This is a genomic window from Empedobacter sp. R750 (assembly GCF_030324345.1).
In the GTDB taxonomy this organism is placed as follows: Bacteria; Bacteroidota; Bacteroidia; order Flavobacteriales; family Weeksellaceae; genus Empedobacter; species Empedobacter falsenii_C.
Genome location: NZ_JACAGF010000006.1, coordinates 159367 through 183397, shown reverse-complemented (window position 1 = coordinate 183397; position 24031 = coordinate 159367). Strand labels below are relative to the sequence as shown.

Annotated in this window: 24 protein-coding genes and 1 tRNA gene; 16 read left to right on the top strand and 9 right to left on the bottom strand. The window is 31.4% G+C overall.

All coding sequences use genetic code 11. The features are described 5' to 3' along the window. Window positions 1-5: 5 nt before the first annotated feature. Window positions 6-479 carry a DUF6702 family protein gene (locus tag HXZ74_RS08440; RefSeq protein ID WP_180905404.1) on the bottom strand — a complete coding sequence of 158 codons (474 nt, stop codon included), beginning with the start codon at window positions 477-479 and terminating at the stop codon, window positions 6-8. A 180-nt stretch (window positions 480-659) separates the two neighbouring features. Continuing rightward, window positions 660-1073, bottom strand: coding sequence for a hypothetical protein (locus HXZ74_RS08435; protein ID WP_125349592.1), 414 nt, complete (start codon window positions 1071-1073; stop codon window positions 660-662). Window positions 1074-1208: 135 nt separating this feature from the next. Here HXZ74_RS08435 and trmB point away from each other — a divergent pair, with 135 nt between their 5' ends. The 3 genes from trmB to HXZ74_RS08420 all read left to right on the top strand — a co-directional run bounded on the left by trmB (window position 1209) and on the right by HXZ74_RS08420 (window position 4007). Further along, on the top strand, window positions 1209-1886 hold the full coding sequence (gene trmB, locus HXZ74_RS08430) for a tRNA (guanosine(46)-N7)-methyltransferase TrmB (protein ID WP_038337121.1): 678 nt from the start codon (window positions 1209-1211) through the stop codon (window positions 1884-1886). A gap of 94 nt (window positions 1887-1980) precedes the next feature. Then, complete coding sequence (locus tag HXZ74_RS08425; protein WP_286474867.1) at window positions 1981-3432, top strand: M20/M25/M40 family metallo-hydrolase; 1452 nt, start codon at window positions 1981-1983, stop codon at window positions 3430-3432. After that, window positions 3432-4007 (top strand): hypothetical protein, encoded by a 576-nt coding sequence (locus tag HXZ74_RS08420; protein ID WP_038337120.1) that lies wholly within the window; start codon window positions 3432-3434, stop codon window positions 4005-4007. Before HXZ74_RS08425 ends, HXZ74_RS08420 begins: the two co-directional genes overlap by 1 nt. A 146-nt stretch (window positions 4008-4153) precedes the next feature. Here HXZ74_RS08420 and nadC read toward each other — a convergent pair whose 3' ends face one another. From nadC to HXZ74_RS08395, 5 genes are read right to left on the bottom strand one after another with little or no spacing between them, the layout of a single operon-like run. Then, complete coding sequence (nadC, locus tag HXZ74_RS08415; RefSeq protein WP_286474865.1) at window positions 4154-5017, bottom strand: carboxylating nicotinate-nucleotide diphosphorylase; 864 nt, start codon at window positions 5015-5017, stop codon at window positions 4154-4156. Then, the gene (locus HXZ74_RS08410) at window positions 5017-5907 is read right to left on the bottom strand and encodes a hypothetical protein (RefSeq protein WP_125349585.1); all 891 of its coding nucleotides are present in this window, start codon (window positions 5905-5907) and stop codon (window positions 5017-5019) included. The genes nadC and HXZ74_RS08410 overlap by 1 nt, the downstream gene beginning before the upstream one ends. Beyond that, complete coding sequence (gene nadB, locus HXZ74_RS08405) at window positions 5907-7472, bottom strand: L-aspartate oxidase (protein WP_286474863.1); 1566 nt, start codon at window positions 7470-7472, stop codon at window positions 5907-5909. The genes HXZ74_RS08410 and nadB overlap by 1 nt, the downstream gene beginning before the upstream one ends. Further along, window positions 7472-8476 carry a quinolinate synthase NadA gene (gene nadA, locus HXZ74_RS08400; RefSeq protein ID WP_286474858.1) on the bottom strand — a complete coding sequence of 335 codons (1005 nt, stop codon included), beginning with the start codon at window positions 8474-8476 and terminating at the stop codon, window positions 7472-7474. Before nadA ends, nadB begins: the two co-directional genes overlap by 1 nt. A gap of 12 nt (window positions 8477-8488) precedes the next feature. Continuing rightward, window positions 8489-9607, bottom strand: a complete 1119-nt coding sequence (locus tag HXZ74_RS08395; RefSeq protein ID WP_286474855.1) for a C1 family peptidase — start codon at window positions 9605-9607, stop codon at window positions 8489-8491. Window positions 9608-9732: 125 nt separating this feature from the next. Between HXZ74_RS08395 and HXZ74_RS08390 the strand changes: the two genes are divergently transcribed. Both HXZ74_RS08390 and HXZ74_RS08385 read left to right on the top strand, forming a co-directional pair. Next, complete coding sequence (locus HXZ74_RS08390) at window positions 9733-10197, top strand: hypothetical protein (protein ID WP_038337114.1); 465 nt, start codon at window positions 9733-9735, stop codon at window positions 10195-10197. A gap of 159 nt (window positions 10198-10356) precedes the next feature. Continuing rightward, complete coding sequence (locus HXZ74_RS08385) at window positions 10357-11712, top strand: orotate phosphoribosyltransferase (protein ID WP_286474853.1); 1356 nt, start codon at window positions 10357-10359, stop codon at window positions 11710-11712. 72 nt (window positions 11713-11784) lie between these two features. Here HXZ74_RS08385 and HXZ74_RS08380 read toward each other — a convergent pair whose 3' ends face one another. Next, window positions 11785-11982, bottom strand: a complete 198-nt coding sequence (locus tag HXZ74_RS08380; RefSeq protein ID WP_286474876.1) for a T9SS type A sorting domain-containing protein — start codon at window positions 11980-11982, stop codon at window positions 11785-11787. 456 nt (window positions 11983-12438) lie between these two features. Between HXZ74_RS08380 and HXZ74_RS08375 the strand changes: the two genes are divergently transcribed. The 10 genes from HXZ74_RS08375 to HXZ74_RS08330 all read left to right on the top strand — a co-directional run bounded on the left by HXZ74_RS08375 (window position 12439) and on the right by HXZ74_RS08330 (window position 23042). Beyond that, entirely contained in the window at window positions 12439-14874 is a 2436-nt protein-coding gene (locus HXZ74_RS08375; protein ID WP_038336427.1) for a TonB-dependent receptor, read from the top strand. 423 nt (window positions 14875-15297) lie between these two features. After that, window positions 15298-15429: a hypothetical protein gene (locus HXZ74_RS08370; protein WP_262487870.1), complete on the top strand. Its 132-nt coding sequence runs from the start codon at window positions 15298-15300 to the stop codon at window positions 15427-15429. A gap of 6 nt (window positions 15430-15435) precedes the next feature. After that, the gene (locus tag HXZ74_RS08365) at window positions 15436-17814 is read left to right on the top strand and encodes a TonB-dependent receptor (RefSeq protein ID WP_353655979.1); all 2379 of its coding nucleotides are present in this window, start codon (window positions 15436-15438) and stop codon (window positions 17812-17814) included. Window positions 17815-17900: 86 nt separating this feature from the next. Then, window positions 17901-18857 (top strand): S66 peptidase family protein, encoded by a 957-nt coding sequence (locus tag HXZ74_RS08360; protein ID WP_280062774.1) that lies wholly within the window; start codon window positions 17901-17903, stop codon window positions 18855-18857. Then, on the top strand, window positions 18844-19479 hold the full coding sequence (gene upp, locus HXZ74_RS08355) for a uracil phosphoribosyltransferase (protein WP_125349581.1): 636 nt from the start codon (window positions 18844-18846) through the stop codon (window positions 19477-19479). Before HXZ74_RS08360 ends, upp begins: the two co-directional genes overlap by 14 nt. Before the next feature lie 9 nt (window positions 19480-19488). Next, window positions 19489-19854: a YraN family protein gene (locus HXZ74_RS08350; RefSeq protein ID WP_125349580.1), complete on the top strand. Its 366-nt coding sequence runs from the start codon at window positions 19489-19491 to the stop codon at window positions 19852-19854. 9 nt (window positions 19855-19863) lie between these two features. Further along, the gene (locus tag HXZ74_RS08345; protein ID WP_280062773.1) at window positions 19864-20535 is read left to right on the top strand and encodes a DedA family protein; all 672 of its coding nucleotides are present in this window, start codon (window positions 19864-19866) and stop codon (window positions 20533-20535) included. Between the two features lie 50 nt (window positions 20536-20585). After that, window positions 20586-21224: a DedA family protein gene (locus tag HXZ74_RS08340; protein ID WP_280062771.1), complete on the top strand. Its 639-nt coding sequence runs from the start codon at window positions 20586-20588 to the stop codon at window positions 21222-21224. A 125-nt stretch (window positions 21225-21349) separates the two neighbouring features. After that, entirely contained in the window at window positions 21350-21871 is a 522-nt protein-coding gene (locus HXZ74_RS08335) for a DUF4833 domain-containing protein (RefSeq protein WP_286474850.1), read from the top strand. Between the two features lie 46 nt (window positions 21872-21917). Continuing rightward, window positions 21918-23042, top strand: a complete 1125-nt coding sequence (locus HXZ74_RS08330; protein ID WP_286474848.1) for a GNAT family N-acetyltransferase — start codon at window positions 21918-21920, stop codon at window positions 23040-23042. A 412-nt stretch (window positions 23043-23454) separates the two neighbouring features. Here the strand turns inward: HXZ74_RS08330 and HXZ74_RS08325 are convergent. After that, a tRNA-Leu gene (locus HXZ74_RS08325) sits at window positions 23455-23536 on the bottom strand. A 117-nt stretch (window positions 23537-23653) separates the two neighbouring features. Here HXZ74_RS08325 and HXZ74_RS08320 point away from each other — a divergent pair. Beyond that, a complete protein-coding gene (locus tag HXZ74_RS08320) occupies window positions 23654-24025 on the top strand; it encodes a DUF3127 domain-containing protein (RefSeq protein ID WP_019976879.1) in 372 nt (123 codons plus the stop codon). Window positions 24026-24031 lie beyond the last annotated feature (6 nt).

The window sequence follows — 24031 nt, the reverse complement described above, 5'->3', positions numbered from 1 at the left end:
CTTTATTAGAAAGACATCTTTACGGTGTCGTTATTTCCTGTTAATACTTTTGTGTCTTTTTTATTTTTGACATCAAAAGTTACAATGTTTTGTTGATCATTAAAAATATCTGTCAACAAAGCGACTTTTAGTTCTATAGAGCTGATATCAGAAATTTTATCAAACTTAAAGAAAACTCGTGTAGATTTATCATTTACCTGATAACCATAATACGAAGTTCCCAAAGCTTTTCCATTTACTTTGACATCAACTTTACTATTTACATACGCTTTCAACTTGTTCTCAAAGTTAGATTTGTTCGAAACATCTGCACCAACTGCTTTTTCTAACTGATTTGTAAATGTACGCGCGGTTATGTTTAAAGTTCCGGTTTCTTGTTCGTAATCAACCTTGATATTTGCTGTATGAAAATCTTGGGCACTTAGGTTAAAAGCTACTAAAACCAAAAGCAAAGAGAATAGATATTTTATATATTTCATTTTATTTCTTAGTTTGTACAAGTCTATTTCAAATGGAGTGCCAAAGATTCTTAAAATTTAAAAGAAAGCTTTAGCGACTTGTTAATAACGAAATTAGAATAAAAAAATTATAAATCACATAAAAATATAAAAAGAGTATTAATAACTTAATACTCTTTTCTATGAATTTATTCTAAATTTTTAAGCAAACCAAACATGGTAAGGAATTCTACTTAAAATACAAACTAAACCAATAATTGCAAAGACTGCAACGCTCATTGGTACAGTTGTAGATCGTTTCAATTTTGCATTAGCAATTGTCATAAAAACAACACCTGCAATCATCATCATAGGGTGTTCAACAAAAGTTAATCTCAAGCCAGAATCTTTCATTATTCCTGATGGTTCTAAAGCAGAAAACATCATAATATAATAGACTAATCCAAGTAATAATTGAACGTGAAAAGTAATGGTTGTAAATAACCCGATTTTTTTAATTGTTGCGTTTGTATCTTTTTTAGAAATCGCATAAATTAATGTTGAAATCACAAAGATAACGCCCATCAAAATCACAAGATAAGCCCAGCCACTATGAAATTGTTTGATAAAATCCATTTTTCTAATTTTAGTTTTTCAATACAAAAATAATAAACCTTTTTACATAAATACTATTTGATGATATTTATGTGTTTTCAGAACAGTTTTTTAGATTAATCAAAATCTCGTAATTTCGCGCAAAATATATCCGAAATGGGAAAAGATAAAATCAGAAGATTTAACGAAAATAAAACTTTTCAGAATGTTGTTCAACCAACACGAGAAGAGGCGATTAATGAGTTTGCATTAAAAGGAAATTGGAACAAAGAATTTTTCAAGAACGATAATCCAATTGTGTTAGAACTTGGATGCGGAAAAGGAGAATATACAGTTGCAATGGCGCGTCGTGACAAGGATCGTAATTTTATCGGAGTAGATATTAAAGGATCAAGATTTTGGCGTGGTGCTAAGACTTGTTTGGATGAAGGAATAGAAAATGCTGGATTTCTTCGAACTCAAATCGAAATTATCGATCATCTTTTTGCAGAAAATGAAGTGAGCGAAATTTGGATTACTTTCCCAGATCCACAAATCAAATACAGAAGAACAAAACATCGTTTGACAGATCCTGAATTTTTGAGACGTTACAATACAATCTTGAAACCAGAAGGAACAGTAAACTTAAAAACGGATTCTGAATTTTTACATGGGTATACACATGGTGTTATTCACATTGAAGGTCACGAAGTGATTCGTTCTACACACGATGTTTATCATCCAGATCATTCGGATATTCCTGCAATTGTAACGGAAGTACAAACATACTACGAATCGAAGTTTTTGGAAGAAGGTAAAAAGATTACTTATATAAAGTTTCAATTAAAATATTAATAAAAAAATCCATCTTTCGATGGATTTTTTTATTTCAAATAAATCTGATAAAATATTATTAATCATATATTTGTTTTAACACTAATATGATTTTATGAGAAATAAATTTTTATTCCTTACGCCTTTTTTATTCCATGCTATTTTTTCTTTTGGGCAATCCAAAGAAAACTTCATTTTTGCGACAATGGAGACAGAGAATGCAATTTTTTTACAAAAAAATCATGCAGATTCAATTGATCTAATATCTTCGAAAGATAATTTATCTGCAATTTATTTTCATCCTGCAATTGCTGAAAGTTTGCACGGAAAATTTGCACATGGACATGGTTATGTTTTTCAAAATTCGAAAGAAGATGCACTTCAATCACTTCAAGAAAAGCCATCTCAGAAAAAAGCACCTTTCAATTATACAATATCAGAACAAGCTTTTATAACTACGGCTTTGAATGATGTTGATGTGAAAGAAATTGAGAAAACAATTTTGATGTTAGAAGGTTTCAAAACGCGTTATCATACACGACAAGAAGCAAATGATGCGGTTCTTAAATTGAAAGAAGTTTGGGAAAAAATGATTACTGATGCAGGACGAACAGATGTTGCTGTAAGAATCGTTGATCATGTGAATACACCAATGAAATCGTTGATTTTGACTTTTAATGGAATTGAAAAGAAAGATGAATTTGTGATTATTGGAGGTCACGCCGATTCGACTGTTGGTTGGAATGCAAATCAGACTTTTGCGCCAGGAGCAGATGATAATGCATCGGGAATTGCAACAATTACCGAAGTTTTACGTGTTTTGTTGAAAAATAATTTCAAACCGCAACGAACTACCGAAATTATGGCTTATGCTGCAGAAGAAATAGGTTTGGTAGGATCGAAAGAAATTGCGCAGAAATACGCTTCGGAGAATAAAAATGTAATAGGTTATGTACAATTTGATATGACGAATTACAAAGGTTCTACGAAAGATGTTATTTTGATGACGGATGCTTATTGTGATGCAAATCTCAATTCGTTTTTGATGAAATTGATGGACGAATACAACAAAACGGGTTTACATCAATTCACGTATGATACTTCAAAATGTGGTTATGGATGCTCAGATCATGCGAGTTGGTCGGAAAATGGTTATGCGGCGACTTTACCTTTCGAGTCTAAAATGGGAGAAGATAATCCTAATATACACACAACCGGAGATACTTATGCGTTTATGGGAAGTACGTCTACGCATGCGGCGAAGTTTACAAAATTAGGGATAGAATATGTGGTTGAAGCGGCTAAAATTTCAACTTTAGGAACAAAAGATTTTGATAAAAATTCGTCTAAAATTTATGTTTCAAATAAAACATTGAATTACCAACTAAATTTTAAATCTCCAATTTCGATCAAAATAATTGATGCAACAGGACGAATGATTAAAACAATAAATACTGAAAATTCTAATGGAAGTGTAAATCTTTCTAATTTATCTACAGGATTTTATATCGCAACATTTCAAGATTATAATGGAAATAGTGTTTCACATAAATTTGTGTTCAAGTAATGAGTAGATATAGTATTTTACTAATAGTATTTTTTATATTAACAAGTTGTGGAAGTCAATACAAAGAAAAGTTGTTTTATAAAAATATGTCTTGTGTAAAACAAGATAAATTAACTGTTACTGAAAGAAATAAAATTTATCCTTATAATATATCAGAAAAAATAGTTTTAGCAACGTATCATCAACAAAAACCAGGTGTTGCAGGTGGTGAAATGTGGAGTTATTTTGTAAGTATGGAAGAGGATAAATCGTTGTTTGATAAATTAAGATTTGAAGATTATGTTGAACTAAATTCTTCTCAAAAAGATGAATTAACTAATCTAATTTTTAATTATGGATACTTGAAAGATTCAAATGTTCGCATGTCTTCAGGGTGTTATATGCCTAATAATGCTATATTGTTTTTAGACAAAGATGATAATTTATTAGAGTATATTGAAATATGTTTTGACTGTAATGCTTTTAGATCAAGTAATAAAGAAATTGACTTAGGTGATGAATGTATGCAGAAAATGGATTTATTGAATGAATTTTTCTTGAAATCAGGAATAAAGAAAACTAGGTTATTAAGATAAATAAAAAACAAAAAGCAAGCTGTAAATAGCTTGCTTTATATTTTTTTGAAGTTTTCAGTTATACAAAATTTAAATATTTTAAATTCTGATAAAATAGACATTCTCTTTTACTCAAATGCAAACTTTTAAGAAAAATTGTTAAAAAACTAAGCCTTAACAGCTTTTAAACTCAAGTCAAAGTTGGGAGCTGAATGAATAATTGCACCAGAAGAAATAAAATCAACACCAGTTTCGGCAATTGCACGAACAGATTCTTTTGTAATTCCTCCAGATGCTTCTGTTTTTATTCGCCCATTTATATATTGAACGGCTTCTTTCATCGTTTCAAGATCAAAATTATCCAACATAATAAAATCAACATTTGCCTCCAAAGCCTCTTTTACCTCATCCATATTGCGCGTTTCCACTTCTATCTTTAAATGTAAATGATGTTTTGCTAAATAATCTTTGGTTTGCGCAACTGCTTTTGTAATATTTCCACAAAAATCGACATGATTATCTTTTAACATCACCATATCGTATAAACCAAAACGATGGTTTTCGGCTCCTCCAATTTTAACAGCCCATTTTTCGAACATACGGAAATTAGGTGTTGTTTTGCGTGTATCCAAAATTTTGGCATTTGTACCGCTCACCAATTCCATCATTTCATGTGCATAAGTCGCAATTCCAGACATTCTCTGCATACAATTTAACACTAATCGCTCACAAGTCAAAATTGATTGTGAAGACCCTTTCACTTTGAACGCAATATCACCAAATTGTACTTTATCGCCATCATTTTTATATTGTTCTATTTTTAAAGAAGGATCAAACGTATCGAAAATAATTTTTGCTAATTCAATTCCAGCGATTATTCCGTTATCTTTCACTTTCAGTTCAGCTTCTTGAATTGCATCATACGGAACCGACGCTAACGTTGAATGATCGCCATCGCCAACGTCTTCTAAAAAAGCTTGACGAATAAAAAGTTGTAATTTTTCTTGTGTGATATATGGAGGAAAATTCATTATCTATATGTTAAGGATGCAAATTTTGATTGATTAAATTCTTTCTTGGTTTTGTATTCGTAATACTCTGCCCAAGTACCGTTTTCTTCACGTACAACTGTAATTAACACTTGTGCAGAAGGATCATTTTCGAAGAAATTTTTGATTTGAAGTTTATATTCTTTGTCATCAATTTTACCTTTTGTAATATCAATCGTTCCAGATTTGAAAGCCGCATCAAAAGCAGTTGCATAAGGATCAATAGAAGCCATTTCGAAAAGATTAGAAAACTTTCCTAAATAATATTCTCGACTTCCATTATTACCAAAAGTTGTTAAATTAAATTCTTTATCAATTCTTACTTCAATCGTTTCTTCATCAGTTTTTAAAGTAAACAATACACGATTTTCTGAAGGGAAAGTTTCAAAATCATTATTTTTTTCTGCCGATTCGTAACGTAAAGGCATTGTATATTTCATCGCAACCGCTTTTCCATCGACTCCTTTTGCAGGCGTTATTTTCAGATTAGCTCGTTCCATTTTATTGTTCAACAAAACTAAACTCGACAATGCTACACTATTAAAAATTGGATTTGAACCATCAGTCGAGACATCATCAAAATTACCATCTTCATTAATTTTAAAACCTAATTTAGATTGAGCAGTTTCGATATGAAGATAATCAGCAATATTAGAAAAGAATGAAATTTGAGTTTGAATATCTTGATTCAAGTTTTTGTTCATACATGCTTGTAACTCGCTATTCTCTTTGAGATTTTCGCAACCAAAATACACAACAGCTTTCTTAGCTTCTTTACCAAAAGTCAAACTTACGTTCTGTTTTTCTTTCGAATTTTGAGCAAAAGAAAAACTCATTGCAAAACATGTAACGAACAGATATAACTTCTTCATTAATTAAAATCTTTGTTGTAAAAAGTTCCTCGATTTTCTTTTTGATTGATACTTTGCTCAATGATTAAATGTGCGACATCAACCAAATTTCGAAGTTCTAAAATTTTAGGTGAAACAATCGTAAAATAATAAATTTCTTTGACCATTTTTTCAATTTCATTGATACGATTTTGCGCAATTTGTAAACGATTATCGCTTCGTACAATTCCGACCAATTCGCTCATCATCGCTTGTAATTGTTTGCGTAAATAAGAAATCAATACTAATTCTTCTTGCACTTTCATACCTTCTTCGTTCCATTCTGGAAACTCAAAATTATAAATCGAAAATTGATTATCATTTAATAAATCGACCGTTTTTAACGCTGCACGATGACCAAAAACCATCGCTTCTAACAACGAATTCGAAGCCAAACGATTTGCACCATGTAAACCTGTATTAGAACATTCGCCAACCGCAAACAAATTCTCGATAGATGTTTTTCCTTCTAAATCGACATCAATTCCACCGCACAAATAATGCGAAGCTGGAACAACCGGAACCAATTCGGTGAACATATCGTAACCTTCGGATTTACATTTTTCGTAAATATTGGGGAAATGCTCCAAGAATTTTTCTTTCTCTAAATGTCGACAATCAATATAAACATAATCATCTCCACGCAATTTCATTTCGTTGTCAATCGCACGCGCCACAATATCACGCGAAGCCAATTCTTCACGTTCATCATATTTATGCATAAACAATTCGCCATCTTTCGTACGCAATTTCGCACCAAAACCACGAACAGCTTCCGAAATTAAGAACAATTGCCCATCAAATTCGCTGTAAAAAGCCGTTGGATGAAACTGAATAAATTGCATTCCCGAAACGGTTGCTTTCGCGCGTCGAGCCAAACCAATTCCATCCCCAGTTGCAATAATTGGATTCGTCGTATTTTTATAAACATGACCAACTCCGCCTGTTGCTAACAAAGTTACTTTGGCTAAATGTTGCTCAACTTTATCGGTATTCAAATCTAAAATATATGCGCCAAAACATGTTGTTTTCTGGGCTCTATCACGATTCAAATGATGTTCTGTAATCAAATCGACCACAAAATGATGTGTAAAAACTTGAATATTTGGATATTCCTTGATTGCCTCTAACATCGCGCGCTCAATTTCCCAACCTGTCACATCTTTGTGATGAACAATTCGGTTTTCGGTATGTCCTCCTTCACGACCAAGGTCATAAATTCCTTCATTATCTTTATCAAAACGAACACCCCAATCTATAATTTCATTGATGCGTTCTGGTGCTTCTTTTACGACAACCTCAACCGCTTCCAACTTACACAAACCATCTCCAGCACGAAGCGTATCTTCAATATGCTTCTCGAAACTATCTTTCTCGAAATCGCTCACAACAGCGACTCCGCCTTGCGCATATTTGGTATTAGTTTCGTCTTTATTTGCTTTGGTTACAATGGTAATTTTTGCATCAGGATTTCGAATCGCAATTTTCAGCGCATAAGAAAGTCCAGCAATTCCAGAACCAATGACTAAAACATCTTGAATAGCCATTATTTTATTTTCTCTGATAAATCTAACATTCTATTAATTGCAGCTAATGCTTTCACTCGCAATTCTTCTTCTATTTGTATTTCCGGCAATTCATATTTCATGCACAGATATAATTTTTCTAATGTTGATAATTTCATGTAAAAACATTCAGAACAATTACACGATTCATCTTGAACCAAAGCAGGAATTAATGTTTTATTCGGCGCAAGTTTTTGCATTTCGTGTATAATTCCTTCTTCTGTAGCCACAATAAATTCTTGTGCATCATTTTCTACCACATAATCTAACAAGCGAGAAGTTGAACCAATGAAATGAGCAAATTTCAATAAATCTTCTTGCGCTTCTGGATGCGCAATTAATTTTGCATTTGGATGATCGGCCATTTGTTGCGCAATTCTTTCCAAAGAAAACGCTTCATGTACGATACAAGCTCCATCCCACAAAATCATTTTGCGATTACAAACTTGATTTAGATAACGTCCTAAATTACGATCTGGTGCAAAAATAATTTCTTGATCTTCTGGCAACGAATTAATAATCGCTTCCGCATTCGAAGACGTCACAATAATATCTGATTCTGCTTTAACACCCGCATCACAATTGATGTAACTTACCACAATCGCATTTGGATGTTGCTCACGTAAACCACGTAAACCTTCTGCCGAACAAGAATCCGCTAAAGAACAACCCGCTTTTGTATCGGGTAAAACGACTTTTTTTGTTGGATTAACAATTTTCGCAGCTTCCGCCATAAAATGAACACCACAAAAAACGATCATATCGGCTTCAGTTTTTGCAGCAGCACGCGCCAATTGTAACGAATCACCTAAATAATCTGCTAAATCCTGAATTTCTCCAGATTGATAATAATGCGCTAAGATCACCGCATTTTTCTCTTTGCGTAATTTATTGATTTCCGCAATCAAATCGATTCCTTTTGGAATTTCTACATCCAAATAACCTTTATAATCTAACTTTTCAATCGCTTGTTCTAATGTATTCATTTGTGAGTGGTTTTATTTTATACCTAATTGCTTTTTCACTTCTTTTGACAACGCATCTTTGTGCACTGTATAAGCAATTGATTTCATTCTGAAAAATGGTTTCGACATATAAATGTGTCCATTATTTCCCAAATCTGTTGTTCCCCAAGAATTTTTTACATCATAATATTGATTTCCCAATTGATCTTTCAAAATTCCTGTAATATGCATTAAATGGTCATCTTCTGTCGAATAATCTTCAAAAGCCGCTTGACGTTCATCAGCAGAAACCCATTTTTCAGGTAAAATCTGAACAAAATAATCTGATTCTAAACCTTCTGAAGGCCAAATTGCCATTCCATACTTTTTAGAAAATGTTTTTTCAGAAACATCTGTATCAAAAGCTGCTGTATATCCTTTATATAATGCTTCGTCCAAAACTTTCATATATTCATCTAACGGTAAATTATAGTATGATCCATTTGAAAAATTATCTGGCACTTGTAAAATAAATTGCGAATAATATGGCGCTTGCTGAAAAGATGTCAAGGTTACATAATCATCTGGATTAATTTTCAGAAATTTTGCAAATTCTTGTGGCGTATATTCTTTTCCTTCGAATTTGAATTTTGTTGGAGGAACCCCTAATTTATCATTCAATTTTTGATCAAATTTTGATTTCCAATCTGCAGTTAAATATTTTTTAGGATTTTTTACAATCGAATCTAATCCAACTTTCAAATCCTTTACCAACATTTCATGGTTATGTTTTACATCTGTTCCATTCGCAAAACCTGCATAAACTTCGTTTGGAACTAATCCATTTTTACGAACCGAGTTTAATACATCATGCGACAAACCTCCTTCACTAAATTGCGCTTTTCCTTGGCGATATACATAATTATAAGCTTTTACAGGGTAAGTAAAACGCACATTATACATTTCCGATAAATCGACATCTTTTCCTGTCAAACGTTTCACTTCCGATTCTAAAAAAGAAGTTGTAGAAAATGACCAACACGTTCCCGTTTTTCCTTGCGAAATAATAGGAAGCGCTGAATTATTAACTAATTCTTTGAATTTGAAAGGCGTTTCTTGTGCCGAAACCAACATACTTACAAAAGCGATGCTGGCGAATATATATTTTTTCATTTGTGTTTGTATAGATTTCAAAAGTAAAGTTATTTTATGAAGTTTTATTATAAAATGTAGAACGAAAACTTCTTTTCTGAATTACATAAAAATTATATTTTTACGTAAATATTTAATTCTTATAAATGAAAGAATATATTAGTAGGAAATATAATAGTTTTTATAATGTACTTATTATAATTGTTTTAAACATATTAATTCTATTTACTTCAGTAATTATTTTCACTTATTTAGACGAAATAATTGCAAATAATAAATATGATGTCTTGATTTTTTGTATTTCATTTATACTAATTTTTTGTGTTTTTATTCGGATTAATTATCAGATTAATGAAATAGTGTTAGATAATAACATTAACCAACTTACAATTAAAAAGATATTTTCAAAAAAAACATTTAATCTTAATGAAGTTCAAGAAATTAATCAATTTGTACTTCCATATTTAAATTATATCAAAATAAATAACAAAAAGTTCTTTTTTATATCAAGAGCTATTGATCCTTTTGGTGATAATTTTACATTTAATAGCGAAGAAGATTTAGAAAACATAAGATGTACTATTGATTCAATAAAAAATAATATTAATTAAAAATTTTCATTTATTTTAAATACATAATATTTCATTTTTCGAACAAATTATAAATCAATTCAGTATAAATATTCAATTTTTATTCATCTTAAAATTAATTTTCGCGAAAATGCCATAAATGACTCAAAAACCTATTAACTTTGCTCAAACATTACACAGATGCAACCAAGAGAAGATTTTTTATTGAAAGCTTATGAGCTGGGAATTATAAAATTTGGAAATTTTACTTTAAAAAGTGGTATAGAATCTCCTTTCTATGTCGATTTAAGACCTTTAGCTTCGAGTCCACAATTACTAAAAACTTTAGCAAATAACTTATTAGATTTAGTTGAAGATGTAGAATACGACTTGATTTGTGGTGTGCCTTATGCAGCTTTGCCAATGGCAACTACAATGAGTTTAACATCGAACATTCCTTTGATTATCAAACGTAAAGAAAATAAAGGTTACGGAACTAAACGTATGGTAGAAGGTGTCTTTGCGGAAGGACAATCTTGTCTTTTGGTAGAAGATGTGATTACTTCTGGACAATCTTTGTTAGAAACAATTGATCAAGTTGAGCGCGAAGGTTTACGTGTAAAAGATTTGGTTGTTGTTTTGGATCGTGCGCAAGGCGGTTCTGAAAAATTAAAAGAGCAAGGTTACAATGTGAAAACGTTATTTACAATTCACGAAGTAATCGATATTTTACATAAATATCACCGTTTGAGTGATGCGGAAGCGAAAAAAATCAAAGACTTTTTAGCTTTACCTCCAGAAGCGGTTCCTGCAAAACAACGTATTGCCTTGGAAGACAAGAAAATTGTACATCCAGTTGGAAAACGTTTGGTTGAATTAGCGTTGAAAAAACAATCTAACTTAATTGCTTCTGCTGATTTAATCACTTCTGAAGAAATTATAGATTTCGCTAAAAAAGTTGGTGATCATATTGTTGCGTTAAAATTACATTCAGATATTATTCAAGATTTTTCGGATAACTTAATTGTTGAGTTGAAAAAAATCGCACGTGAAAAAGAATTCTTATTATTCGAAGATCGCAAGTTTGGAGATATTGGAAATACGCAAGAATTACAATTTAAGAAATCGATTTACAAAATTTCTGATTGGGCAGATTTAGTAACTGTTCATCCAATTGGAGGTTTAGAATCGTTAAAAGTTTTCGAAAACACAGGTGTTATCACAATTGTTGAAATGTCTTCGAAAGGAACATTGACTGATGATTATTACTTTACAAAAGCGATTAATGTTTCGGAACAATCTGGAAATGTTTTGGGAGCTGTTGCACAACGTCAAGTTCCTGATAACTTGTTATTGTTTACGCCTGGTGTTAATATTTCTTCGACTGGAGATAACAAAGGACAACAGTACAATACGCCAGAATTGGTTTTCAAAAATTACCACACAGACTTTATGATTGTTGGTCGTGGAATTTACAAAGCTGCTGATGTAAAAACTGCGGCAAAAGAATACCAAACGTTAGGTTGGGTTTCTTACTTACAAAGTTTGAATGACTAAGATTTAGATAAATTTCAAAAATATAAAAGCAAGCTATAATAGCTTGCTTTTTGTTTTTTATTTATGATGAAATTACTTCAACACAAATTTATGCGAAACACTATTTCCATTATCATCTTGAAATCTTGCTACATAAAATCCTGTAGATAAATTAGAAAGATTTACACTTCCGTTAGAATTTTCTGTATTTATTGTTTTAATCATTCGTCCAGTTGCATCAATTATTTTGATCGAAATTGGAGATTTAAAATTTAGTTGGTAATTATAGATTACTAATATTGTTAAAAATTAACATTTTTTTATTTGATCTATGAAAACTTTTTTTTAAAAAGTGATTTTTATAAATTAACGATATTTTAAAAACTATTGTTTTATAAATAAAAATGTTAATTGCGATTATTTTATTAATACTAATTCTAAATAACTAATTTTTGATTGAACTTTTTCAGAAATGATAAAAAAAAATCATTGTATTCCCATAATTAATGTTAAAAATTAACATTTTAATTATGTTAATTTTTGATTAGATGTTAAAAAATCTTTAAAACTTAATATAATTACTTCATCTAATTTACAATATTGATAATTTATTAACTATCTTGAATAAGATATAATAATTAATATTTAAGATGTTAATTGATTTTATAAAATTTTACCATAATTTAACAATAATCTCATTTAAAGTATAGAAATTTGCCGAAGTAAACTTTTAAACTATTTCAAAAGATGAGGTTAAACTCAACTAAGCTTTTACTAGTAGGAGCTTTTGCCTTAATGGCATCATTATCGTTCGCCCAAGTTGTTGAACCAACAGATTCTACAAAGGTTGAACAGGACGAAAACGTATCTTTAGGAGAAACATTAATCATTGGTAAAGGGGTTATCGATATCGTAGAGGATCGTAAAACACCAGTTGCTGTATCTACAATTAGTAAGGCAGCTATCGAAGATAAAGCGGTAGGAAATGTAGATTTCCCAGAAATCTTCGCTACAACTCCATCTGTATATGTTTCTGGACAAGCGGGAGGTTTTGGAGATTCTCAAATGTTTTTACGTGGATTTAGTAGTCAAAATACAGCTTACTTATTGAACGGACAACCAATTAATGGTATGGAAGATGGTAACTTGTATTGGTCTAACTGGTCTGCAATGACTGAAGTTGCAAATGCAGTTCAGATTCAACGTGGTTTAGGATCTTCTAAATTAGCTATTTCTTCTGTTGGTGGTACTGTAAATATGGTAACAAAAGCTACAGATAAAAAGCAAGGAGGTTTTGTAAGATTAAACACAGGTAACGATAGTTACATGAGTGCTACTATTTCTTACAATACAGGTATGAAAGGTAAATGGGGAGCTTCTTTCTTGTTTAACCAAACAACTATGCACAGATCTTGGGCTCAAGGAACAAATGCAAATTCGCAAGCATATTTTGTTTCTGTAGGGTATAAACCAAACGATCGTCATAACATTAACTTTATGATTTTTGGTGCGCCGCAAGAGCACGGACAAAACTATTCTACAAAAAACACGAAGCAATGGGCTGATGCAGAAAAGTATGGATACGGAAATAAGTATAATACAACTTACGGATATTTCAACGGTAAAGGAGAAAATTTAAGAACTAACTTTTACCACAAGCCAGTAGCAAACTTAAACTGGGACTGGACAATTAATGAAAACATGAACTTGTCTACAGTATTATATGCTTCTACAGGTACAGGAGGAGGAACTTCTGGAGTTGGTAAAGCAACAAGTACATTGAAAAATGGATTAGTTGATTTTGATTTAATTCAAAGCAATAACTTATTAGATCCAGACGGTATTGGAAATAATGGAGGTAAAGATGCAAACGGTAAACCAGTATCGAATGGTGCTATCCGTACATCTGTTAATAATCACTTCTGGTATGGAGGTGTAACAAACTTAAACTTTGATACTAAAACAGGATGGAACTTTAACTTAGGTGCTGATATCCGTTTCTATCATGGTAATCACTTCCAACAAATGAATAATTTGTTCGGATTAAAAGGTTGGTCAGAATTGAATAAATCAAACAATCAAACAGTTGTTGTAACAGAAACTTTTGGAACAAATCCTTGGTCTGCATTATTCAAATCGGCTAAAAAAGATCAAAGAACAGCAAGAGATTATTCTGAAGATATTAATTATCAAGGAGCTTTTGGACAAGTTGAATACTCTAATGATATTTTCACAGTATTTGGACAAGGAGCAATCTCTAATCAATTCTACCAAAAATTTGATACTTGGAACTACGGAGGTGTAGAAACAGCTTCTAAAAAAGTAAACAAAACTGGATGGAATGTAAAAGGAGGTTTATCTGTTAATATTAACGAGGAAAATACAGTTTTTGCTAACGCAGGACGTTATTCTCGTCAACCATTCTTAGATAATGTATTCGAATACAACAAAGTTGATTTACGTGAACCAAATGTAGATAACGAAGAAATTACTGGTTTCGAAGTAGGTTACAAATACGAAACAAGAGGTTTAAGAGTTAATATTAATGCTTATTCTACAAAATGGGGTAATCGTTTCTTAGGAATTTCAGGTTCTGTAACGCAACCAGATAACACAACTCGTCCTATTTATACATCTTATACAGATATCACACAATTACACAAAGGTGTTGAAGTTGATTTTGATGCTAAAGTTTCTCAAATGTTTAGCTTATATGGATTCGCATCTTATGGTGATTGGAAGTATGATGGAAAAACTCCATTTGAATCGATGTATACTGATGACGATACAATTTTCGAAAAAGGAAATGTTGATTTGACAGGAACTTATATCGGAGAAGCAGCTCAATTTACTTTCGGTATGGGAACTAAAGTTAACTTTACAAGAAACTTATATTGGGATGTAGATTTTATGTACAATGCTCGTACTTATGGACAAGTTAATCCAGAAGATGTTGTTAAAAGTGCATTAAAAGGAGAAGTTTATCAAGCTGAAAAAATCTCTCCATTTGCAAAAGTTAATACAGGTGTTGCATATGAATTCAAATTTGGTAAACAAAAAATCAAATTTAGAGGAAACGTTCGTAACTTATTCAATGATCAATACGTAAGTAGAATTGATAGAAATGGATACGGATATGCAGTAGGTAGAACATGGAATGCTGGTGTTACTTATAGCTTCTAATAAGAATTAGAATTTCTTAACATATTCAAGTGGACTTAGTAATAAGTCCACTTTTTTTATGAAGTGTTGTGACTGAATTATTTGTCTTAAATTAATAAAACCTTAAAATATAATTTATAATAAATCTAAATAAATTTATTTTAAGAATAATTATTCAATTGTTAATGAATTATTATGCATATTGTTTTTTTTAAGTGTTATTGTTTATTTGGTCTGTTTTTGATAAAGAATTAAAATTCTTATTATATGGTAATTTTATTTTAATTAGATTTTCATATTCATAAAATATTAAGAAAAATATTATAATCATTTAAAATTGATTTTTTAAGTAATAATTATTCTTAATTAACATAACGTTTGTAGTCGTTTTAACATATATACACCTCAACTTTGCAGCGGTAAACATTTAAACTATTTCATAAGATGAGGTTAAACTCAGTAAAGCTTTTATTAGTAGGAGCTTTTGCCTTAACGGCATCATTATCTTTCGCTCAAGTTGTTGAACCAACAGATTCTACAAAGGTTGAACAAGACGAAAATGTATCTTTAAGTTAAACATTAATCATTGGTAAAGGTGTAATCGACGTTACAGAGAATCGTAAGACTCCTGTTGCTTCTACAGTTATTACAAGAGAGGAAATCCTTGATAAAGGAGTTGGAAATGTAGAATTTCCAGAATTATTAAAAAATTCGCCATCTATTTATGTTGCAGACCAAGCTTCAGGTTTTGGAGATGCAAAAATGTATATGCGTGGTTTTGATCAATCAAATACTGCTTTCTTATTGAATGGGCAACCAATCAACGGAATGGATAACGGTAGTTTATATTGGTCAAACTGGCAGTCTGTTTCTGATATTGCAAATGTTATTGATTCTCAACGTGGTTTAGGATCTTCAAAATTAGCTATTTCTTCTGTTGGAGGAACTGTAAATATCGTAACAAAAGCTACTGAGAAAAAAGAAGGTGGTTTTGTACGTTACTTAACAGGTAACGATTCATACCAAAAACAAACTATTGGTTATAATACAGGTATGAAAGGTAAATGGGGTGCTTCATTTATGTTTGATAACTGGTCTGCTCACAGAAGTTTTGCACGTGGAACAGAAGGTAAAGGTCAATCTTACTTTGTTTCTGTAGGTTTCAAACCAAATGCACGTCATACATTCAACTTTATGATTTTTGGTGCTCCGCAAGAACATGGTCAGAACTATTCTAAACCAATGGATACTCAATATCGTAATATTAAAGTTAATGGTGTAAATAAAAGTATTATTGCAACTCCAGGTTATGATATTACGGGTCGCTTAGGAAACTCTAATTATGGTTTCTATAATGGAGAATCTTTATCTGCTAAAACAAACTATTATCACAAACCAGTAGCTAACTTAAACTGGGATTTTACAATTAACGAAAACTTGTCTTTGTCTACAGTGATTTATGCATCTACTGGTACAGGAGGAGGGACAAGTACTTTAGGTAATGGTCCTGGATATACTGATGGAGGTTATAAATCTAATGGAGAAATTGATTGGGATGTAATAGCAGCGAAGAATCAAGAATTAAAAGATGGAATTTCTAATGGAAATAACGGAACTGTTTTAGCTTCTTCAGTAAATAATCACTTTTGGTACGGAGGAGTTTCTAACTTAACTTTTGATACAAAAAAAGGTTTTGTATTTAATGTAGGTACAGATTTACGTTTCTACCAAGGGGAACACTATCAACAATTAAATAATTTATTAGGAGCTTCTGGTCGTGCTGCATCTAATGCGCAACGTTCAAAAGACTATGTAGTTGATAAAACTTTCAGCTCAAGCCCTTGGAATTCTTTATTCAATAGAGCTAAACATAGTGAGAGAATTGGATTTGATAATTCAGAGAGAATTAATTACCAAGGTTTCTTTGGACAAGCTGAATACTCAAACGAATTATTCTCAGCATTCTTTCAAGGTGCTTTATCTTGGCAAGAGTATGAAAAATATGATAACTGGAACTATACTGCAGAATCTGCAGAAAAACAAGGTATCAAATTCAAAAACGGTAAAGCTTATTCAGGTGAGCGTACAGAAATTGGTTATAATTTAAAAGCTGGTTTCTCTATTAATTTAAATAAAGAAAATAGCGTTTTTGTTAATGGAGGTAAATATTCTCGTCAACCATATTTAAATAATATGTTTGTACGTAATACAGTTACTTTTGTAGATCCAACAGTTAAAAATGAAGAGATTCAAAGTGTTGAAGCTGGTTACCGTTACAAAACTCGTACATTAAGAGTTAATGTGAATGCATATTACACTGAATGGGATAATAGAGCAGATACTTACAACGATAGAGATTTTACAGATGCTAATGGTTTAGTACACTCTAATGTTCGTTATTTATTAAATAATTTATCTCAAGTACACAAAGGTTTAGAGGTAGATTTTGATGCTAAAGTAACACGTGATTGGACAGTTAGAGGTTATGCTTCTGCAGGAGATTGGAGATACCAAGGAGATTTTACTTACCAAGTTCAAGATACAGATACACAAGAGATTGTAGCTGGAACAGAGAATGGTAAAGGTAACTTAGACGGTGTAAGAGTAGGTAATGCAGCTCAATTTACATTTGGTATGGGTACTAAAGTTAAAGTAACAAAAGCTTTATCTTTTGATACAGATTTTAACTACTATGCTCGTTTATATGAAAACGTAAACGTTGCTGATGTTGCAAAAGCAAATATTAATGGACAAGTCTACAAAAATGCAAGTATTAGCCCATTTGCTACAGTAGATTTAGGAATGTCTTACAACTTTAAAATTACAAATAGTCAATCTATTAAATTTAGAGGTAACATCAAAAACTTATTCAATGATCAATACATTTCTCGTAAAGATAACTACGGTTACTTCTGGGGGAATGGAAGAACTTGGAATGCAGGTGTAACTTACACTTTCTAAGAAATATTTCATTATCATAACAAAAAGACGAACGCTTGTAGTTCGTCTTTTTTTTGTGTTTACCTTTACTAAAATTTTATAGAAAAATGATTCAACCCGATTTTCTAAAAGAAGGTGATAAAATAGCAATTGTTGCGCCAGCAAAACGAATGTTACAAGGCGAATTGGAGGAAGCAATAGACTTAATAAAATCGTGGAAATTGATTCCTGTTCTTGGGAAAAATATTTATGCTGAATATGATTTTGGCTACAAATATGCTGGAACAGATGAAATCAGAACCGAAGATTTTCAATGGGCATTAGATGATGCTGAAATCAAAGCGATTTGGTGCGCACGTGGTGGATATGGTTCAGTAAAAATTATTGATGAATTAGATTTAACCAATTTCAAAAAATCTCCAAAATGGATAATTGGTTATTCTGATATTACTGTTTTTCATAATCATTTTAACCGATTAGGTTTTCAAACAATTCATGGTGTTACAGCGAAGAAATTAGCAAATACCGAATATCATCCAACATCTTATCAAAGTGTTTACGAAGCATTGTTTGGACATGAAATTAATTACCAAATTCAATCACATGCTTACAATAATTTAGGCGAAGCAAAAGGAGAATTAATTGGCGGAAATCTTTCGATTGTGTATTCACTTTTGGGGAGCGAATCTGCGATTACAAATCCTTCGGATAAGATTTTATTTTTAGAAGATTGGTTCGAGAATTGGTATGCAGTTGATCGAATGTTGATGAATCTTAAACGCAACGGAATTCTTACTCATGTAAAAGGAATTATTTTAGGAAACTTTACGCATATGGATACCGAAGAAGAAAATGCTGATAACTACAATCATCCATTCGATCCAAAAACTTTTGAAGTCATTTATAGTTTTACAAAAAAAATAAATATTCCAGTAGCTTTCGGATTTCCTGCAGGGCATACAGGTCACAATGTTGCACTAAAAATGGGTGCGAAAGTTCAGTTAAATGTTACTTCAAATAATGTAACTTTGCATCATTATACAAACAAATATGAAACAAGATAATTTAACAGTTATTACTCACCCGTTGGTAAAAGCAAAAATTACGCAAATGCGTGATAAAAACACAACAACGAAAGAATTTGGTGAATTAGTAGACGAAATTTCAGGTTTAATGTGTTACGAAATTACACGTAACATCGAGCTTGAAGAAGTAGAAGTTGAAACGCCAATTATCAAAACAATCGGTTACAAATTAAAAGGAAATGATATGGCTATCGTTCCAATTTTACGTGCTGGATTGGGAATGGTAAAAGGAATTCATCAATTAATTCCAACAGCTAAAGTTGGTCATATTGGGCTTTATCGCGATCATGATACATTACAACCAGTTGAGTATTTGTGTAAGCTCCCAACTGATTTAGATTCTCGTGATGTGATTTTGGTTGATCCAATGTTAGCTACAGGAGGTTCTGCAATCAAAGCAATCGAAATTTTAAAAGAAAAAGGAGCAAAATCTGTTCGTTTGGCTTGTTTAGTTGGTTGTCCAGAAGGAGTGGAAGCAGTACAAAATGTTTATCCAGAAGTTCCAATTTTCTTGGCTGCTTTGGATGAAAAATTGAATGAAAATGGATACATCGTTCCAGGTTTAGGTGATGCTGGAGATCGTTTGTACGGAACAAAATAATTTTTTTGAATGAGTATTAGTTACGATTTCGGGAAAGAAGCAGAAGATTTTGCTGTCAATTATTTAATCCAAAATGGATACAAAATATTGGCTCGAAATTATTTTTTCAGAAAAGCCGAAATCGATATTATTGCTCAATTTGAAAATGAGATTGTTATTATAGAGGTTAAGAGTCGTACTTCAAATTATGTTGCCGAGCCAGAAAGTTCTGTTAACACAAAGAAGAAGAAATTGTTAATTCTTGCCGCAGATGATTTTATTCAGAAAAATAATTTTATTTCTGAGGTAAGATTTGATATTTTAGCACTTTTAAAAAAACAACAATCTTGGAGCGTAAATCATATCAAAAATGCATTTAATGCTTCAGAAATTTAATCAACTTTTATGGAAGTATTTATGAGTCTTTTTGACTTTATTATGCATATCGACCAGCATTTAGCAGAGTTTGCAAATGAGTATGGTTTGTGGCTTTATGCAATTTTATTTTTAATCATTTTCGTGGAAACAGGTGTGGTTGTGATGCCATTTTTACCTGGAGATTCACTGTTGTTTGCGGCAGGTATGTTGGCTGCGCAAGAAACAAATGATATGAATGTGTGGATTATGATTGCAATTCTTTTGGTGGCCGCTATACTCGGTGATACGTTGAACTATACCATTGGAAAAAAAGTTGGTTACAAAGCAACTAAAGTGAAGATTTTTGGTAAAAATTTCATCCAAGAAGAACATATCAATAAAACGCATGAGTTCTACGAAAAATACGGTTCAAAAACCATTGTAATTGCTCGTTTTGTACCAATAGTAAGAACTTTAGCGCCTTTTGTTGCAGGAATTGGACGAATGGGATATTCTATTTTCATTACATATAATGTAATTGGAGCTGTGTTATGGGTTGTTGGTTTAACGCTTATTGGATACTTCTTAGGAAACATCGAATGGGTTCAAAAGAATTTTTCTAAAGTAATTTTAGGAATAACAATCGTTTCAATACTTCCAATTTTTGTAGAAATTATCAAAGAAAAGTTCGGCAAAAAAAAGGTAGCTGAACAAGAATAACAATAAAAAATTAACTCGACTTCGGTCGAGTTTTTTTATACCTTTAAATCATGGAAATTTTAGATTACATACTACATATCGATAAATATTTAGAAACCATTTTGAATGATTATCAAAACTGGTTTTACTTGATTTTGTTTCTCTTAATTTTTATCGAAACAGGTTTGGTTGTCATGCCTTTTCTACCTGGCGATTCGCTTTTATTTGCGGCAGGAATGTTGGCTGCAGCTTTTCCAGATCAACTCAATATTTATATCGTATTAGGTTTGCTTTGGGTTGCAGCGATTGCAGGCGACACGGTCAATTATACGATTGGAAAAACCTTAGGAGCGAAATTAGTCACAGCCAAAATTTTCGGAAAACGAATTATTAAAGATTCTGCCATTCAAAAGACTGAAGATTTCTTTACAAAATATGGTTCTAAAACCATTGTAATTGCACGTTTTGTTCCGATTGTAAGAACGCTTGCTCCCTTCGTTGCAGGAATTTCTAAAATGCATTATGGTACATTTATCAAATATAATTTTATAGGTGGAATAATTTGGGTTTTCGGGATTACATTGGCTGGATATTTTCTAGGAACAATTCCATTTATCAAAAACAATTTCGAGATAGTTGTCATGGCAATTATTGTTTTTTCTTTAGTTCCGATTGTTGTAGAATTCGTCAAAGAGAAAATGAAAAAATAAAAAAATTCCGCAAGATTTTCTTGATGGACATAATATTGTACAAGTTAAAGTTTCGAAACTTTTTATTTGGATTTAGATAATCATTCAAATAATTCATATCTTCTATCCTCAAAAAATATCAACTAATGAAAAACCTATTAATTATTTGCTCTATCCTTTTTTCTTTTGTTGTAAATGCACAACAAAGCTATCCCGTTCCTCCAAAATCAGAAAATAGACTATTCTATATTCAGCACAACGACAATAAAAATACGTTTGTTTACGATGCACTTTTTTCGAGCAAAGGGATTTTAGATGATGATAATCCAGTTGATATTTATCGCATTCTTTATGCTGAAGATGGTTCGAAAAAGCCCTTGACTTCTATACAAAAGAAATTGGCATATGGTTTAGATATTAAGAAAATTGAAAGGAATGTTTTTCAGTTGACATTAGTATCTTATCCAACTCAAAAATTAACGCTTAAGCTTGATTCTCAAAAAAATCCAATTGTTCAAACAACTGTTAATAACAAGTTGATAACATTGAATCGCGTTTTCTTAAAACAGAAGAAAGGAACGGCTGGAATCTCCGTAAAGCTTGATTATATTTTATTTTACGGAAAAGATAAAAACGGAAAATCTGTAGAAGAGAAAATTGTTCTCTAAAAAAATCTTCCTAAATTAGAATTTGTAAGACGCAATTTAATAGCATATGATCGAAGTAAGGGAGGTGAACACGCCAAGTGAAATGAAGAAATTTGTCGATTTACCTTTTGAAGTGTATAAAGATAATCCGTATTGGGTGCCTTCTTTAAAGAAAGATGAACTCGCAAGTTTTGATAAAAACAATCCTATTTTTAAAACAGTAGAAGCAAAATACTTTTTGGCTTACAAAGGCGAAGAAGTGGTTGGACGAATTGTTTCGATTATTAATTGGACCGAAGTAAAAGAACTTGGAAAGACTAAAATTCGGTTTGGTTGGTTAGTTTTTAAAGATGATATTAACATTCTGAAAGCTTTATTAACAACTGTTGAAAACATTGCTAAAAAAAATAAACTGAGTTATATAGAAGGTCCGATGGGATTTTCGAATATGGATAAAGCGGGGTTATTAACAGAAGGATTTGATAAAGTTGCAACTTTAATCGGTTTGTATAATTACGAATATTATCAAACATATTTGCAAGAATTAGGTTATCAACCAAAAGCCGAATGGTTAGAATATTCTATTGATATTGCTAATTTGGGTAAGGTAAAACAAATGGATAAATTGTGCGAAATGCTCAAAAAACGTTACGAAATTGATACGTATAAATTTGAAACAATTGACGAAATGTTACCTTATGTTGATGAGATGTTCGATTTGTTGAATGTGACGTATGCAGAATTGCAAAGTTTTGTTCCGATAGAAAAATTTCAGGTTGAACATTACAAAAAGAAATATCTAAAATTTATTCATCCTGATTTTATTTCGTGTGTAAAAGATAAAAACAACAAAATGATTGCTTTTGCGATTACAATGCCTTCATTTTCGAAAGCATTTCAGAAAACGAAAGGAAAATTGTTTCCATTTGGTTGGTGGCATTTGATGCAAGCGCAAAAAAAGAACGATCATGTCGAATTTTATTTGATAGGAATTGATCCTCATTATCAAAATAAAGGTGTAAATGCCTTGATTTTTAAAGAACTTTATGATCGATTTATAGCAAGAGGAATTAAAACTTTAGAGACCAATCCTTTGCTAGAGGAGAATACAAAAGTGCAACAATTATGGAAAAACTTTGATCCGGTTATCCATAAACGTAGAAAAACATTTTATAAAGATATAGAAGCATAAAAAAATGGTTAGAATCTAAATTCTAACCATTTTCTATATCAATTAAGGTTGTGGCTGATAATTTTTCGCATTATCTTCAGCATCATCATCAAACTAATCTCCAAATTTTTGCTTAACAGATTCTTTGATTTGATTCTATTTTTCTTCTAAATAATTATAAATTAATGTTTAAAAAAATGAAGAATAATTTCCTTAGAAAACTGCGAAGTAAATCAAAATAATGATGATAATTACAACCACTATAAATTCAAAAATGGGGATAGTTCTCCCTCCAGATTTCAAATTTCTTTTTCTTTTCGAATACATACCAAACAACTTGTAACCAAATAATTATCTAAATTTATAAAAAATATTATAAAGTAATAAGTCATAAAAAAAGACTTTGAAATATTTTTCAAAGTCTTTGCTGTTGTACGGGCGGGGAGACTCGAACTCCCACACCTTGCGGCACTAGATCCTAAGTCTAGCGTGTCTACCAATTCCACCACGCCCGCTAAAATCTCACCGATTTGGATTGCAAATATACACAAGTTTTCTTTCTAACAAAATTTCGAAATAAAATTTTTTTAATCTTTTTTTACATTCTAAATTTGTACAAAGCTTTTACAAAAATGGAAATTACAGGAAGAATTAAGAAAGTATTTGAAACTCAAAATATTACTGCAAGTTTCAAGAAAAGAGAATTTGTTGTTACAACGCAAGAACAATATCCACAAGATATTTTAATTGAGCTTACACAAGATAAGACTGATGTGTTGAATGCTTACAAACCTGGTGATGAAGTGAAAGTTTCTATCAATATTCGTGGTCGTGAGTGGATTAATCCAGAAGGAGTAGCAAGATATTTTAATACAATCCAAGCGTGGAGAATTGAGAATATGGCGAATGCAGCTGCACAAGCACCTCAAGGTTACGATAATTTTGCACCAGCGCCTCCAGTTGATACTTTTTCTAATGGAGATGATGATGATTTACCATTCTAAGTAAAA

What these genes read in the sequence shown, in the direction of transcription:
- HXZ74_RS08440 (WP_180905404.1), bottom strand. Translation starts at nt 479, where the DNA reads ATGAAATATATAAAATATCTATTCTCTTTGCTTTTGGTTTTAGTAGCT.
- HXZ74_RS08435 (WP_125349592.1), bottom strand. Translation starts at nt 1,073, where the DNA reads ATGGATTTTATCAAACAATTTCATAGTGGCTGGGCTTATCTTGTGATT.
- trmB (WP_038337121.1), top strand. Translation starts at nt 1,209, where the DNA reads ATGGGAAAAGATAAAATCAGAAGATTTAACGAAAATAAAACTTTTCAG.
- HXZ74_RS08425 (WP_286474867.1), top strand. Translation starts at nt 1,981, where the DNA reads ATGAGAAATAAATTTTTATTCCTTACGCCTTTTTTATTCCATGCTATT.
- HXZ74_RS08420 (WP_038337120.1), top strand. Translation starts at nt 3,432, where the DNA reads ATGAGTAGATATAGTATTTTACTAATAGTATTTTTTATATTAACAAGT.
- nadC (WP_286474865.1), bottom strand. Translation starts at nt 5,017, where the DNA reads ATGAATTTTCCTCCATATATCACACAAGAAAAATTACAACTTTTTATT.
- HXZ74_RS08410 (WP_125349585.1), bottom strand. Translation starts at nt 5,907, where the DNA reads ATGAAGAAGTTATATCTGTTCGTTACATGTTTTGCAATGAGTTTTTCT.
- nadB (WP_286474863.1), bottom strand. Translation starts at nt 7,472, where the DNA reads ATGGCTATTCAAGATGTTTTAGTCATTGGTTCTGGAATTGCTGGACTT.
- nadA (WP_286474858.1), bottom strand. Translation starts at nt 8,476, where the DNA reads ATGAATACATTAGAACAAGCGATTGAAAAGTTAGATTATAAAGGTTAT.
- HXZ74_RS08395 (WP_286474855.1), bottom strand. Translation starts at nt 9,607, where the DNA reads ATGAAAAAATATATATTCGCCAGCATCGCTTTTGTAAGTATGTTGGTT.
- HXZ74_RS08390 (WP_038337114.1), top strand. Translation starts at nt 9,733, where the DNA reads ATGAAAGAATATATTAGTAGGAAATATAATAGTTTTTATAATGTACTT.
- HXZ74_RS08385 (WP_286474853.1), top strand. Translation starts at nt 10,357, where the DNA reads ATGCAACCAAGAGAAGATTTTTTATTGAAAGCTTATGAGCTGGGAATT.
- HXZ74_RS08375 (WP_038336427.1), top strand. Translation starts at nt 12,439, where the DNA reads ATGAGGTTAAACTCAACTAAGCTTTTACTAGTAGGAGCTTTTGCCTTA.
- HXZ74_RS08370 (WP_262487870.1), top strand. Translation starts at nt 15,298, where the DNA reads ATGAGGTTAAACTCAGTAAAGCTTTTATTAGTAGGAGCTTTTGCCTTA.
- HXZ74_RS08360 (WP_280062774.1), top strand. Translation starts at nt 17,901, where the DNA reads ATGATTCAACCCGATTTTCTAAAAGAAGGTGATAAAATAGCAATTGTT.
- upp (WP_125349581.1), top strand. Translation starts at nt 18,844, where the DNA reads ATGAAACAAGATAATTTAACAGTTATTACTCACCCGTTGGTAAAAGCA.
- HXZ74_RS08350 (WP_125349580.1), top strand. Translation starts at nt 19,489, where the DNA reads ATGAGTATTAGTTACGATTTCGGGAAAGAAGCAGAAGATTTTGCTGTC.
- HXZ74_RS08345 (WP_280062773.1), top strand. Translation starts at nt 19,864, where the DNA reads ATGGAAGTATTTATGAGTCTTTTTGACTTTATTATGCATATCGACCAG.
- HXZ74_RS08340 (WP_280062771.1), top strand. Translation starts at nt 20,586, where the DNA reads ATGGAAATTTTAGATTACATACTACATATCGATAAATATTTAGAAACC.
- HXZ74_RS08335 (WP_286474850.1), top strand. Translation starts at nt 21,350, where the DNA reads ATGAAAAACCTATTAATTATTTGCTCTATCCTTTTTTCTTTTGTTGTA.
- HXZ74_RS08330 (WP_286474848.1), top strand. Translation starts at nt 21,918, where the DNA reads ATGATCGAAGTAAGGGAGGTGAACACGCCAAGTGAAATGAAGAAATTT.
- HXZ74_RS08320 (WP_019976879.1), top strand. Translation starts at nt 23,654, where the DNA reads ATGGAAATTACAGGAAGAATTAAGAAAGTATTTGAAACTCAAAATATT.